Source organism: Streptomyces sp. V4I8 (assembly GCF_041261225.1).
Lineage (GTDB): Bacteria > Actinomycetota > Actinomycetes > Streptomycetales > Streptomycetaceae > Streptomyces.
Map to the genome: position 1 here is coordinate 6,121,793 of NZ_JBGCCN010000001.1, position 11,814 is coordinate 6,133,606.

14 protein-coding genes are annotated in these 11,814 nt (G+C 67.0%); 13 read left to right on the forward strand and 1 reads right to left on the reverse strand.

From position 1 onward, the window contains the following. The first annotated feature begins 329 nt into the window (after positions 1–329). The 10 genes from secY (at position 330) to truA (ending at position 7,928) form a co-directional block, all read left to right on the forward strand. Positions 330–1,643, forward strand: a complete 1,314-nt coding sequence (secY, locus tag ABIE67_RS27985; RefSeq protein WP_370263063.1) for a preprotein translocase subunit SecY — start codon at positions 330–332, stop codon at positions 1,641–1,643. Next, positions 1,643–2,305, forward strand: a complete 663-nt coding sequence (locus ABIE67_RS27990) for an adenylate kinase (RefSeq protein ID WP_370263065.1) — start codon at positions 1,643–1,645, stop codon at positions 2,303–2,305. Before secY ends, ABIE67_RS27990 begins: the two co-directional genes overlap by 1 nt. A gap of 140 nt (positions 2,306–2,445) precedes the next feature. Beyond that, positions 2,446–3,282 (forward strand): type I methionyl aminopeptidase, encoded by an 837-nt coding sequence (map, locus tag ABIE67_RS27995; RefSeq protein WP_370269013.1) that lies wholly within the window; start codon positions 2,446–2,448, stop codon positions 3,280–3,282. Positions 3,283–3,554: 272 nt separating this feature from the next. Further along, on the forward strand, positions 3,555–3,776 hold the full coding sequence (gene infA, locus ABIE67_RS28000; protein ID WP_003948620.1) for a translation initiation factor IF-1: 222 nt from the start codon (positions 3,555–3,557) through the stop codon (positions 3,774–3,776). A gap of 59 nt (positions 3,777–3,835) precedes the next feature. Beyond that, on the forward strand, positions 3,836–3,949 hold the full coding sequence (gene rpmJ, locus ABIE67_RS28005; RefSeq protein WP_003998809.1) for a 50S ribosomal protein L36: 114 nt from the start codon (positions 3,836–3,838) through the stop codon (positions 3,947–3,949). 226 nt (positions 3,950–4,175) lie between these two features. Then, complete coding sequence (gene rpsM, locus ABIE67_RS28010) at positions 4,176–4,556, forward strand: 30S ribosomal protein S13 (protein WP_030046388.1); 381 nt, start codon at positions 4,176–4,178, stop codon at positions 4,554–4,556. 70 nt (positions 4,557–4,626) lie between these two features. Continuing rightward, positions 4,627–5,031 (forward strand): 30S ribosomal protein S11, encoded by a 405-nt coding sequence (gene rpsK / locus ABIE67_RS28015; RefSeq protein WP_003956432.1) that lies wholly within the window; start codon positions 4,627–4,629, stop codon positions 5,029–5,031. A 154-nt stretch (positions 5,032–5,185) separates the two neighbouring features. Continuing rightward, positions 5,186–6,208 (forward strand): DNA-directed RNA polymerase subunit alpha, encoded by a 1,023-nt coding sequence (locus tag ABIE67_RS28020; RefSeq protein WP_003966937.1) that lies wholly within the window; start codon positions 5,186–5,188, stop codon positions 6,206–6,208. 183 nt (positions 6,209–6,391) lie between these two features. Then, the gene (rplQ, locus tag ABIE67_RS28025) at positions 6,392–6,901 is read left to right on the forward strand and encodes a 50S ribosomal protein L17 (protein WP_370263079.1); all 510 of its coding nucleotides are present in this window, start codon (positions 6,392–6,394) and stop codon (positions 6,899–6,901) included. A 166-nt stretch (positions 6,902–7,067) separates the two neighbouring features. Continuing rightward, positions 7,068–7,928, forward strand: coding sequence for a tRNA pseudouridine(38-40) synthase TruA (gene truA, locus ABIE67_RS28030; RefSeq protein ID WP_370263081.1), 861 nt, complete (start codon positions 7,068–7,070; stop codon positions 7,926–7,928). Between the two features lie 75 nt (positions 7,929–8,003). Here truA and ABIE67_RS28035 read toward each other — a convergent pair whose 3' ends face one another. Then, positions 8,004–8,885 carry a hypothetical protein gene (locus tag ABIE67_RS28035; protein ID WP_370263083.1) on the reverse strand — a complete coding sequence of 294 codons (882 nt, stop codon included), beginning with the start codon at positions 8,883–8,885 and terminating at the stop codon, positions 8,004–8,006. A gap of 73 nt (positions 8,886–8,958) precedes the next feature. Between ABIE67_RS28035 and ABIE67_RS28040 the strand changes: the two genes are divergently transcribed. The 3 genes from ABIE67_RS28040 to rpsI all read left to right on the forward strand — a co-directional run bounded on the left by ABIE67_RS28040 (position 8,959) and on the right by rpsI (position 11,787). After that, positions 8,959–10,290: a glycosyltransferase family 87 protein gene (locus ABIE67_RS28040; RefSeq protein WP_370263085.1), complete on the forward strand. Its 1,332-nt coding sequence runs from the start codon at positions 8,959–8,961 to the stop codon at positions 10,288–10,290. A gap of 498 nt (positions 10,291–10,788) precedes the next feature. Beyond that, positions 10,789–11,232 carry a 50S ribosomal protein L13 gene (gene rplM, locus ABIE67_RS28045; protein ID WP_030046395.1) on the forward strand — a complete coding sequence of 148 codons (444 nt, stop codon included), beginning with the start codon at positions 10,789–10,791 and terminating at the stop codon, positions 11,230–11,232. A gap of 42 nt (positions 11,233–11,274) precedes the next feature. Beyond that, positions 11,275–11,787: a 30S ribosomal protein S9 gene (gene rpsI, locus ABIE67_RS28050; protein ID WP_128433144.1), complete on the forward strand. Its 513-nt coding sequence runs from the start codon at positions 11,275–11,277 to the stop codon at positions 11,785–11,787. Positions 11,788–11,814: the final 27 nt, after the last annotated feature.

Sequence of the window (11,814 nt, forward strand, 5' to 3'; positions counted from 1 at the left end):
GTCGGCCGCGGCCCTGACGCTGTGCGACGTGACGATCGCGCCGTTCGGTCAAGGACCTTACGAGCCGCCTTCAACGCGGTAGGGCGTTTTGCGTGTGTATGTTCGAATCATTCGGGGAGCGGGGCGCGCCGTGAGGCCGCCGCGCCGGACATCGGGGCGCGGAGAACCGGAACGGGGGCGGATCGGCGCCCCGTTGGGGCTCTGTTGTAGGTAGGCTGTGGCGCTAGCGCCCAGCGCTGTCCTGGCGTGCCGTAATCTCGTTCCGCAGGCCGTTAACCCAATTCAGTCGTTACCTCACGCGCGCACACGCGGGGGTCGCAGGAGGCACCGTGCTCACCGCGTTCGCCCGGGCGTTCAAGACGCCCGACCTGCGCAAGAAGCTGCTCTTCACGTTCGGCATCATCGTGATCTACCGGGTCGGTACGCATATCCCGATCCCCGGCGTCGACTACAAGGCCGTCCAGGTCTGTATCGATCAGGCGAGCACCAACACGGGCCTTTTCGGTCTGGTCAACATGTTCAGCGGTGGCGCCCTGCTTCAGATCACGATCTTCGCGCTCGGCATCATGCCGTACATCACGGCGAGCATCATCCTTCAGCTGCTGACCGTCGTGATCCCGCGCCTGGAAGCCCTCAAGAAGGAGGGTCAGGCGGGTACGGCCAAGATCACGCAGTACACGCGCTATCTGACCGTGGCGCTCGCCATCCTGCAGGGCACCGGCCTGGTGGCCACCGCCCGCAGTGGCGCGCTCTTCCAGCGCTGCCAGGTCGCCAACCAGATCGTGCCGGACCAGTCGATCTTCACCACCGTCGTGATGGTCATCACCATGACCGCCGGTACGGCCACCGTCATGTGGCTCGGTGAGCTCATCACCGACCGCGGCATCGGCAACGGCATGTCGATCCTGATGTTCATCTCGATCGCCGCGACCTTCCCGTCCGCGCTGTGGGCCATCAAGCAGGAGGGCTCGCTGGCCGACGGCTGGATCGAGTTCGGCACCGTGGTCGCCGTCGGTCTCGTGATGATCGGCCTGGTGGTCTTCGTCGAGCAGGCTCAGCGCCGTATTCCGGTCCAGTACGCGAAGCGGATGATCGGCCGCCGGTCCTACGGCGGCACATCGACCTACATTCCGCTGAAGGTCAACCAGGCGGGCATCATCCCTGTGATCTTTGCCTCGTCACTGCTCTACATCCCGGCACTGATCGCGCAGTTCTCCGGTGGAACTTCCGGCTGGAAGACCTGGATCGAGCGGAACCTTGCGCAGACGGACGCTCCGATGCACATCGTCCTCTACTTCTTCCTGATCATTTTCTTCGCGTTCTTCTACGTGGCCATCTCGTTCAACCCCGAGGAAGTCGCGGACAACATGAAGAAGTATGGTGGCTTCATCCCGGGCATCCGGGCTGGCCGACCGACCGCTGAGTACCTTTCGTACGTGCTCAACCGGATCACCTGGCCGGGCTCGCTGTACTTGGGTCTGATCGCTCTCGTGCCGACGATGGCGTTGGCTGGTTTCGGGGCAAACCAGAACTTCCCGTTCGGCGGGACCAGCATCCTGATCATCGTGGGTGTCGGTCTCGAGACGGTGAAGCAGATCGAGAGCCAGCTCCAGCAGCGCAATTACGAAGGGTTCCTCCGCTAATGCGTATCGTCCTCGTCGGGCCGCCGGGTGCCGGTAAGGGAACGCAGGCCGCGTTCCTCGCCAAGAACCTGTCGATCCCGCACATCTCCACGGGCGACCTGTTCCGGGCCAACATCAGCCAGCAGACGGAGCTCGGGAAACTCGCGAAGTCCTACATGGACGCGGGCAACCTGGTGCCTGACGAGGTCACCATCGGGATGGCCAAGGACCGCATGGAGCAGCCGGACGCCGAGGGTGGCTTCCTGCTGGACGGCTTCCCGCGCAACGTGTCCCAGGCCGAGGCGCTCGACGAGATGCTCCAGTCCGAGAGCATGAAGCTGGACGCGGTGCTGGACCTCGAGGTCCCCGAGGAAGAGGTCGTCAAGCGGATCGCCGGGCGGCGGATCTGCCGCAAGGACTCCAGCCACGTCTTCCACGTCACCTACAGCCAGCCGAAGCAGCAGGGTGTCTGCGACGCCTGCGGCGGCGAGCTGTACCAGCGGGACGACGACTCCGAGGAAACCGTCCGCACGCGGCTGGAGGTCTACCACACGCAGACCGAGCCGATCATCGACTACTACAAGTCCCAGGGGCTGGTCGTCACCATCTCCGCGCTGGGCAAGGTCGAAGAGGTCACGGCACGCGCCATGGAGGCGCTTCAGCGTGACGAGGACGGCAAGTAGCAGCGTTACAGGCCGTACGTAGCTCAGGCCGCGGTTCCCTGTCAGGGGGCCGCGGCTGCTGCGTGGGGCGGGGCGCGCCGGCTCCGCCCTTATGGTTGAAGCAGTCCCCTGTGTCCAGTCCGAGAAAGGCGCCCGTCCCCATGGTGCAGATCAAGTCCCCCGAGCAGATCGCCAAGATGCGTGAGGCGGGCCTGGTCGTCGCCGCCATTCACGCGGCCACGCGTGAGGCCGCGGTGCCCGGGGCCAGCACCAAGGATCTGGACGAGGTCGCGCGCAAGGTGCTCGCGGAGCACGGCGCCAAGTCGAACTTCCTCGGCTACGGCGGTTTCCCCGCGACGATCTGCACCTCCGTGAACGAGGTCGTCGTCCACGGCATCCCGTCCGAGGACGTCGTCCTCAACGACGGCGACATCATCTCCATCGACTGCGGCGCCATCATCGACGGCTGGCACGGCGATGCCGCCTACACCGCCTTCGTGGGTTCCGGTCACGCCCCGGAGCTGATCGAGCTCTCCCGGGTGACCGAGGAGTCGATGTGGGCCGGGATCGCGGCCATGAAGCAGGGCAACCGGCTGGTCGACGTCTCCCGTGCCATCGAGACGTACATCCGCCGGCAGCCGAAGCCCGGCGGCGGCAAGTACGGGATCGTCGAGGACTACGGCGGCCACGGCATCGGTACCGAGATGCACATGGACCCGCATCTGCTGAACTACGTCGACCGGCGGCGGGGGAAGGGGCCGAAGCTGGTCCCCGGGTTCTGCCTCGCGATCGAGCCGATGGTTTCGCTCGGCACGCCGAAGACCGAGGTCCTCTCGGACGACTGGACGGTCATCACCACGGACGGCACGTGGTCGTCGCACTGGGAGCACTCGGTGGCGTTGACCGAGGAGGGGCCGCTGGTGCTCACGTCTCCCGACGGGGGTAAGGCGAAGTTGGCGGAGCTGGGGATCGTTGCCGCGCCGGATCCTCTGGGCTGAGTTCGCCTACGGGGGAGAGTGGCCCTGTTGCAGCGCGGCTGCCGCTGCGTCGTGGCTTGTCGCGCCCGCGTGGCGGAGCCGCATATCGACACAGCCCCGCGCCCCTTTGGGGCGCTTAACGATCTGTCCTCTGGGGCAGGATCTCTCGATTCGTCTTTCCGGGTGCGCTGACGTAGACTGACTCGTCGGCTCTCGTGCACCCGCATGTCCGCATGCACCCGTAAGGGAAACGCGTGGGAGTCGATCAAGGTAGTCGATTCGAAGGGCGAAGCGTGGCCAAGAAGCAAGGTGCCATCGAGATCGAGGGCACTGTCGTCGAGTCTCTTCCGAACGCCATGTTCAAGGTCGAGCTCCAGAACGGCCACCAGGTCCTGGCACACATCAGCGGCAAGATGCGTATGCACTACATCCGCATCCTCCCTGACGACCGGGTCGTGGTGGAGCTGTCTCCGTACGACCTGACGCGTGGCCGGATCGTCTACCGGTACAAGTAGATCTTGCCCGCGCCCCGGGCCTCCCGAGGCGATGGCACTGACCCGGAGAACCTCACCCAATGAAGGTCAAGCCGAGCGTCAAGAAGATCTGCGACAAGTGCAGGGTGATCCGCCGTCACGGTCGGGTCATGGTCATCTGCGAGAACCCGCGCCACAAGCAGCGCCAGGGCTGACGCACGACCAACTCCCTCTGCACCGCTATCGCAGAGATTCGCGCGACGCGAGCTGAATATGTTCATACGCAGGATCCAGGCGAGCATTCGCCTGACACCCCCGGTTCGGAGGCTGGGGACCCAGGTCGTACCTAATCTTCGGCTGCATCTTTCGAGCAGCGTGAAGAGGCCGGCGGCTGGGAGTCGGTTCTGCGGAAGACCTCCGAAGATCACCAGGAGCCATTGAATGGCACGCGTTTCCGGTGTTGACATCCCGCGCGACAAGCGCGTGGAGGTCGCCCTCACCTACGTGTTCGGCATCGGCCGGACCCTCTCGCAGGCGACGCTGGCAGCGACCGGCGTCGACCCGAACACCCGCGTTCGCGACCTCTCCGAGGAGCAGCTCGTCGCGATCCGCGAGTACGTGGACAACAACATCAGGACCGAGGGTGACCTCCGTCGTGAGATCCAGGCCGACATCCGCCGCAAGGTCGAGATCGGTTGCTACCAGGGTCTGCGTCACCGTCGCGGTCTGCCCGTCCGCGGTCAGCGCACCAGTACCAACGCTCGTACCCGCAAGGGCCCGCGTCGCGCCATCGCCGGCAAGAAGAAGCCGGGCAAGAAGTAGTCCTCAGCGGACAACGCTTCATCAGCGGTCTTCGCTGTAGGACCGACCACCTCCCCGTAGGAGTTAGTAGATGCCCCCCAAGGGTCGTCAGGGCGCTGCCAAGAAGGTGCGCCGCAAGGAAAAGAAGAACGTCGCTCACGGCCACGCGCACATCAAGAGCACGTTCAACAACACGATCGTCTCCATCACGGACCCGTCCGGCAACGTGATCTCCTGGGCCTCCGCCGGCCACGTCGGCTTCAAGGGCTCCCGGAAGTCCACGCCGTTCGCCGCGCAGATGGCCGCCGAGTCGGCTGCCCGCCGCGCCCAGGAGCACGGCATGCGCAAGGTCGACGTGTTCGTGAAGGGCCCGGGTTCCGGTCGTGAGACCGCGATCCGTTCGCTCCAGGCCACGGGCCTCGAGGTCGGCTCCATCCAGGACGTCACCCCGACCCCGCACAACGGCTGCCGTCCGCCGAAGCGTCGTCGCGTCTGACGTACGGCTGCTTCGCAGCAGGCTTGGTTTCGGGCGGTACGGCTCTGTAAGGGGCGTATCGCCCGTACCCTTGCAGTACCCGCGCTTGTCATGGGTGCGGTTTCCGTCGGGCGTCAAATAGCGGGCGTCCACGAAAGAAGGATCTGATCCACACATGCTGATCGCTCAGCGTCCCTCGTTGACCGAAGAGGTCGTCGACGAGTTCCGCTCCCGGTTCGTGATCGAGCCGCTGGAGCCGGGCTTCGGCTACACCCTCGGCAACTCCCTGCGCCGGACCCTCCTGTCCTCGATCCCGGGTGCGGCGGTCACGTCCATCCGTATCGACGGTGTCCTGCACGAGTTCACCACCGTGCCGGGCGTCAAGGAGGACGTCACCGACCTGATCCTCAACATCAAGCAGCTGGTCGTCTCCTCGGAGCACGACGAGCCCGTCGTGATGTACCTGCGCAAGCAGGGCCCGGGTCTGGTCACCGCCGCCGACATCGCGCCCCCGGCCGGTGTCGAGGTGCACAACCCCGACCTCGTCCTCGCCACGCTCAACGGCAAGGGCAAGCTGGAGATGGAGCTGACGGTCGAGCGCGGCCGCGGTTACGTCTCCGCCGTGCAGAACAAGCAGGTCGGTCAGGAGATCGGGCGCATCCCGGTCGACTCGATCTACTCGCCGGTTCTCAAGGTCACGTACAAGGTCGAGGCCACGCGTGTCGAGCAGCGCACCGACTTCGACAAGCTGATCGTCGACGTCGAGACCAAGCAGGCCATGCGTCCGCGTGACGCCATGGCGTCGGCCGGTAAGACCCTGGTCGAACTGTTCGGTCTGGCCCGCGAGCTCAACATCGACGCCGAGGGCATCGACATGGGCCCGTCCCCCACGGACGCCGCCCTTGCCGCTGATCTGGCGCTGCCGATCGAGGAGCTGGAGCTCACCGTTCGGTCGTACAACTGCCTCAAGCGTGAGGGCATCCACTCCGTGGGTGAGCTCGTGGCGCGTTCCGAGGCCGACCTCCTCGACATTCGTAACTTCGGTGCGAAGTCCATCGACGAGGTCAAGGCGAAGCTGGCCGGCATGGGCCTGGCCCTGAAGGACAGCCCGCCCGGATTCGACCCGACCGCTGCCGCCGATGCCTTTGGTGCCGACGACGACGCGGACGCGGGCTTCGTGGAGACCGAGCAGTACTAAGAGCTCGGGCCTCACGGTTCGTACTTGGGTGCGGGTGCCCTGTGCTTGATCGCGCAGTTCCCCGCGCCCCTTCCGGACGACGACCCTTCGGGGTTGTCGTCCGGATCTCCGACAGGCGACCGCCTGCTCGGATACTGACCCCGGTACCTGATACGGCCGGGGCAGACACCTGGGAGAAACACCATGCCGAAGCCCACCAAGGGTGCCCGTCTGGGCGGCAGTGCCGCGCACGAGAAGCTGCTCCTCGCGAACCTCGCGAAGGCGCTCTTCGAGCACGGCCGCATCACCACCACCGAGGCGAAGGCCCGTCGTCTGCGGCCGTACGCCGAGCGTCTGGTCACCAAGGCGAAGAAGGGCGACCTTCACAACCGCCGTCAGGTGCTCCAGGTCATCACGGACAAGAGCGTCGTCCACACGCTCTTCACCGAGATCGGCCCGCGGTACGAGAACCGTCCGGGTGGTTACACCCGTATCACCAAGATCGGTAACCGCCGTGGCGACAACGCGCCCATGGCTGTCATCGAGCTGGTCGAGGCGCTGACGGTCGCGCAGGAGGCCACGGGTGAGGCCGAGGCGGCCACGAAGCGCGCCGCCAAGGACGCCGAGGTCGCTGAGGTTGCCGAGGCCAAGGTCGACACGGCCAAGGCTGAGGACGCCGCTGAGGCTCCGGCCGAGGAGTCGAAGGACGCGTAAGCGTCTGCCGGGGGCTGTTGTCGTGCGGCTGCGGCGCCGTCGTGGTTGTTCGCGCACGCGCGGCGGAGCCGCATATCGACACAGTCCCGCGCCCCTGAAGGGCGATGGCGGGTCCGTTCCTTTCTCAGGAGCGGGCCCGCTTTTGTGTTCCTGAGAGGATCTCTGTGTGAGTGATGAAGTAGCGCCTGGGTACGTCCGTGTACGCCTCGACCTGTCCTATGACGGGAGCGAGTTCTCCGGGTGGGCCAAGCAGGCCGGTGGGCGGCGGACCGTGCAGGGGGAGATCGAGGATGCGCTGCGGACCGTCACGCGGTCGGGGAGCACGACGTACGAACTGACCGTGGCGGGGCGTACGGATGCCGGTGTGCATGCGCGGGGGCAGGTCGCGCATGTCGATCTGCCGGAGGCGGTGTGGCGCGAGCATCACGAGAAGCTGCTCAAGCGGCTCGCCGGGCGGCTGCCCAAGGATGTGCGGGTGTGGGCGCTCAGGGAGGCGCCCAGTGGGTTCAACGCGCGGTTCTCGGCCGTCTGGCGGCGGTACGCGTATCGCGTCACCGACAATCCCGGGGGCGTCGACCCGCTGCTGCGCAGTCATGTTCTGTGGCACGACTGGCCCCTCGACGTCGACGCCATGAACGAGGCCGCCGGGCGGCTCCTCGGTGAGCACGACTTCGCTGCCTACTGCAAGAAGCGCGAGGGGGCCACGACCATCCGTACGTTGCAGGAGCTGAGCCTGGTGCGGGGGGACGACGGGATCATCACCGCCACCGTTCGCGCCGACGCCTTCTGCCACAACATGGTGCGCTCGCTCATCGGGGCGTTGTTGTTCGTCGGGGACGGACATCGGCCCGCGGACTGGCCCGGCAAGGTGCTCGCCGCCGGGGTCAGGGACTCGGCCGTGCATGTCGTACGGCCCCATGGGCTGACCCTCGAAGAAGTCGGTTATCCGGCCGACGAGTTGCTGGCCGCGCGGAGCAAGGAGGCGCGGAACAAGCGGTCGTTGCCGGGCGCCGCCGGGTGCTGCTAGACGAAACGGGCCGGGCCTCTTGGTGAGGTCCGGCCCGGTGTTCGTCGGGAGCCGGCTGTCGTGTCCGGCTTCTTCCTACTCGCCGGCCGCCGCCGACGCCTGGACTTCGCCGCGCTGGTGGATCCGACGGAAGGTGAAGTCCTCCAGGTTTTCGCCGACCTGGAAGGCCTCCGTGTCCTTGTCCGTCATGTCCTTCCCGTTGGTGAAGCCGGTGATGGTGAAGTAGGCGTAGCGGCCGTAGGAGTTGGAGGTCGTGAGGCAGACGGAGGACGTGCAGAAGTCCTTGATGCCCTTGCCGGAGAGGGACCTGATGATGTCCGTCTTCGTGTTGACCTTGCCCTTGACCTTGGTGGCCTGCGTCGCGTTGTCGAAGACCGCCACGCCCACCGTCACCGCCACGCCGTCCTTCACATACGAGGCGCGCATGAACCGCGTGCAGTCGTTGTCGGTGAGGATCTTCGGCAGACCGCCCTTGGTGGCCGCGGAGCAGTTCTTCGTGTCGTCCGTCGCGCCCTTCTTGTAGACCGTCTCGCCCACGGGCTGCTGGGTGCCCGGGAAGAGGATCTCCGCGCTGAGCGGGGCGGTGTCCTTGCTCTTGCTGGAGATGAAGTCCTTCGGATCCAGCGGCGGCGGGGCGCTCGTCGACGCGAACGACGGGGCGGTGGGCTGGTTCGGCAGGCCCGAGCTTCCCTGGACGTCGGAAGCCGGCTTGTTGGAGGCCGAGTTGCTGTCGTTGGCCGACACCACGGCCACGGCGACGGCGGCGCCGATCGCGACGGTGGCCAGCGCGCCGCCGCCGATGAAGAGCAGCCGGCGCCGTTTGTTGCGCGTCTCGGACGCCTCGGCGAGTGCGGCCCAGTCCGGCGTCTCGTCGGTGCCGCTGTTCCACGGCTGCTGGGAATGCGGTTTCCAGGGATCCCACTGGGACTGGGGTCCCCCCTGCTGCCCGTAGCTCATGGGCCGCATCTTAGACGGAGCGAGGGTGTGCCGGTCCGCCCCAAGAGGCGCACCCGCACCTAGCGTTCACACGGTGAGCGAGCGCAAAAGCGACATCTCCGGGTGGTTGGTACGACGGGCGACGTGGCATCTGTGGGTGGCGCTGGGGGCTGTTCTGGGTGCCCTTGTGGCGCATACGGCCCGGGTGACCTCGGACGGAGGGATGGACAACGCCATCGTCGTGCGGGCGGCACGGGTGTGGTGGGCCGGGGGTTCGCCGTATGACGACCCCCACTTCCTCTATTTGCCGAGCGCGGTGCTGGCGGCGGCTCCTCAGGTGCTGATTCCGCGGGGGGCGCTGGGCGTGCTGGTGCCCGCGGTGGTCACCGGGTGTCTGGTCGGGGGCTGGGTGTGTGCTCTTCGTCTCTACGGTGTCCCGCTGCGCAGCCGTTTCGCCGCGCTGGGGCTGCTCGGGCTCGCCGCCGGGTTCGCGCCGTTCGCTCACCTTGTTCTGTTGGGGAACTGGACGGCGACGGCGGTGCTCGCGCTGCCGTTGGGGTTGCTGCTGGCCGGGCGGGGGCGGTGGGTGGCGGCGGGGGTGGTGATCGGGGCGGCGGTCGCGCTGAAGCCGTTGCTGGCGCCGGTGGGGTTGTTGTTCGTGTTCGCGGGGCGGTGGCGGGGGCTGGTGGTGCTGGTCCTGGTGCCGGTGGTGGCGTCTGTGGGGGCGGCGTTGCTGATGCCGGATCCGGTGGGGTTCTTCACGCGGACCCTGCCGTTTCTGTTGCGCGGGGGCGACAGCTTTGTGCGGCTGTACGAGGCGTCGCCGGGTGCGGTGCTGTCTCGGGTGGGGGTGCCGGGGGTGGTGGCCGGGGGGATCGGGGTGGTGGGGGCGGGGGTGGGGGTGGGGTGTGCGTGGTGGCGTTGGCGTCGGGGGGACGGTGGGGTGCTGCGGCTCGCGGAGACCGCCGTGATGGTGATGGTCTCGGCGTTTCTGGTCGCCAGGCCTTCGTACGACCACTATCTGCTGGTTGTCGTGCCGCTGGTGGTGGCGGGGGTGCCGTGTGCGGGGGCGGTGGGGCGGGGGGCTTGGTTCTGGTTGGTGCTGGTGCCGCAGCTGCCCGGGGTGAGCTGGCCTTATCTGGAGGTGGTGCAGCGGCGGGCCTTCAGGGATGCGGTGACGTTGTGTGGTGTGGCGGTGACGTTGGCTGTGCACTGTGGTCGGGGCGGTGGGGTTTCCTCGCCCCCGCCGCCCCTACCCGTCCCGTCCTCCAGGGGCTCTGCCCCTTCGGCCCCGCCCGGGGCTCCGCCCCAGGACCCCGCCGGGGGCTCCGCCCCCAGACCCCCGGCCTCGCCCACCCGTCACCCGACTCGGTCGGCCGAAAGGTGGGCCTCGGGGGGATCGGAGGCGCCCGGGGTGGGGGAGTAGCGCCGACGTCACCTCAAGCACGCCGAACGTCATGCGGAGCGCCGGGGGTCGCCTCCGGCGCCGGTTCAGGGCACTCCAGTGCCGACGGGCATCTCACGGTGCTGGTTCGTGGTCTGCCAGTGCTGAGGGTTGTCGTCCGGCGGTGGTTCGTGGTCTGCCAGTGCTGAGGGTCGCCGTCCGGCGGTGGTTCAGGGCGCTCCCGTGTCGTCGGGTATCTCCCTGGGGCCGGCTGACGGCCGGGGCGTTTATCCTGGTGAGTGGACAGCAGGGCAGTCGTCGTCACGCCATTTTGACCCGGCCGAGGCGGCGCAGGTATCCTGCATGTTCGTTGTGTATTGGCTTGCTCATTCTCACGGGACGGGCCCTTACACCGGTCCACCGGGCCGATGACCAGCGACCCCACGTACGCGGTATGCGTCGCCGCAGTGCGGTCCAGGCTGTCGTGATCGTTTCGGTGACCTGTTCAGGACCATTCACTCGAAGCGAAGGCTACGAACCGTGCGTACGTACAGCCCCAAGCCCGGCGATGTGACGCGCCAGTGGCACGTCATTGACGCTCAGGACGTCGTCCTGGGTCGTCTCGCCAGCACCGCCGCCTCCATCCTGCGGGGCAAGCACAAGCCGATCTACGCGCCCCACGTCGACACCGGTGACTTCGTCATCATCATCAACGCCGACAAGGTGCACCTCTCCGGCAACAAGCGGACCCAGAAGATGGCGTACCGCCACTCCGGCTACCCGGGTGGTCTGCGCTCCGTCCGTTACGACGAGCTCCTCGACAAGAACCCCGAGAAGGCCATCGAGAAGGCCGTCAAGGGCATGCTCCCCAAGAACACGCTGGGCCGTCAGATGCTCTCGAAGCTGAAGGTCTACAAGGGTGACCAGCACCCGCACGGCGCGCAGCAGCCGCAGCCGTACGAGATCACCCAGGTCGCGCAGTAAGTCCGGCCACCCCCTAAGCCTGAAGAGAATCTGAGGAGAATCGTGGCCGAGACCACTGCCGAGCAGCCGCTCGAAGAGCTTGACATCGACAGCTACACCACCGAGTCCGAGGTTCCGGTGGAGGGTGAGTACACCTCCGAGTCCCTCGCCTCGCGTTTCGGTGAGCCCCAGCCCGCCGCCGGCCTGGGTCGTCGTAAGAACGCCATTGCCCGGGTTCGGATTGTTCCGGGTTCCGGCAAGTGGAAGATCAACGGGCGTACGCTCGAGGACTACTTCCCGAACAAGGTGCACCAGCAGGAGGTCAACGAGCCGTTCAAGGTTCTTGAGCTCGAGGGTCGCTACGACGTCGTCGCCCGCATCGCCGGTGGCGGTGTCTCCGGACAGGCCGGTGCGCTCCGTCTCGGTGTCGCCCGTGCGCTGAACGAGGCCGACGTCGACAACAACCGCGGCCCGCTGAAGAAGGCCGGCTTCCTCAAGCGCGACGACCGTGCGGTCGAGCGCAAGAAGGCCGGTCTGAAGAAGGCCCGCAAGGCTCCGCAGTACAGCAAGCGCTAAGCCTCGCTGCCTGTACGTCCGAACGCC

Excerpts from the sequence above, each read along its gene's own strand:
- ABIE67_RS27990 (WP_370263065.1), top strand. The coding sequence starts at position 1,643 with ATGCGTATCGTCCTCGTCGGGCCGCCGGGTGCCGGTAAGGGAACGCAG.
- map (WP_370269013.1), top strand. The coding sequence starts at position 2,446 with ATGGTGCAGATCAAGTCCCCCGAGCAGATCGCCAAGATGCGTGAGGCG.
- rpmJ (WP_003998809.1), top strand. The coding sequence starts at position 3,836 with ATGAAGGTCAAGCCGAGCGTCAAGAAGATCTGCGACAAGTGCAGGGTG.
- rpsM (WP_030046388.1), top strand. The coding sequence starts at position 4,176 with ATGGCACGCGTTTCCGGTGTTGACATCCCGCGCGACAAGCGCGTGGAG.
- rpsK (WP_003956432.1), top strand. The coding sequence starts at position 4,627 with ATGCCCCCCAAGGGTCGTCAGGGCGCTGCCAAGAAGGTGCGCCGCAAG.
- ABIE67_RS28020 (WP_003966937.1), top strand. The coding sequence starts at position 5,186 with ATGCTGATCGCTCAGCGTCCCTCGTTGACCGAAGAGGTCGTCGACGAG.
- rplQ (WP_370263079.1), top strand. The coding sequence starts at position 6,392 with ATGCCGAAGCCCACCAAGGGTGCCCGTCTGGGCGGCAGTGCCGCGCAC.
- ABIE67_RS28035 (WP_370263083.1), bottom strand. The coding sequence starts at position 8,885 with ATGAGCTACGGGCAGCAGGGGGGACCCCAGTCCCAGTGGGATCCCTGG.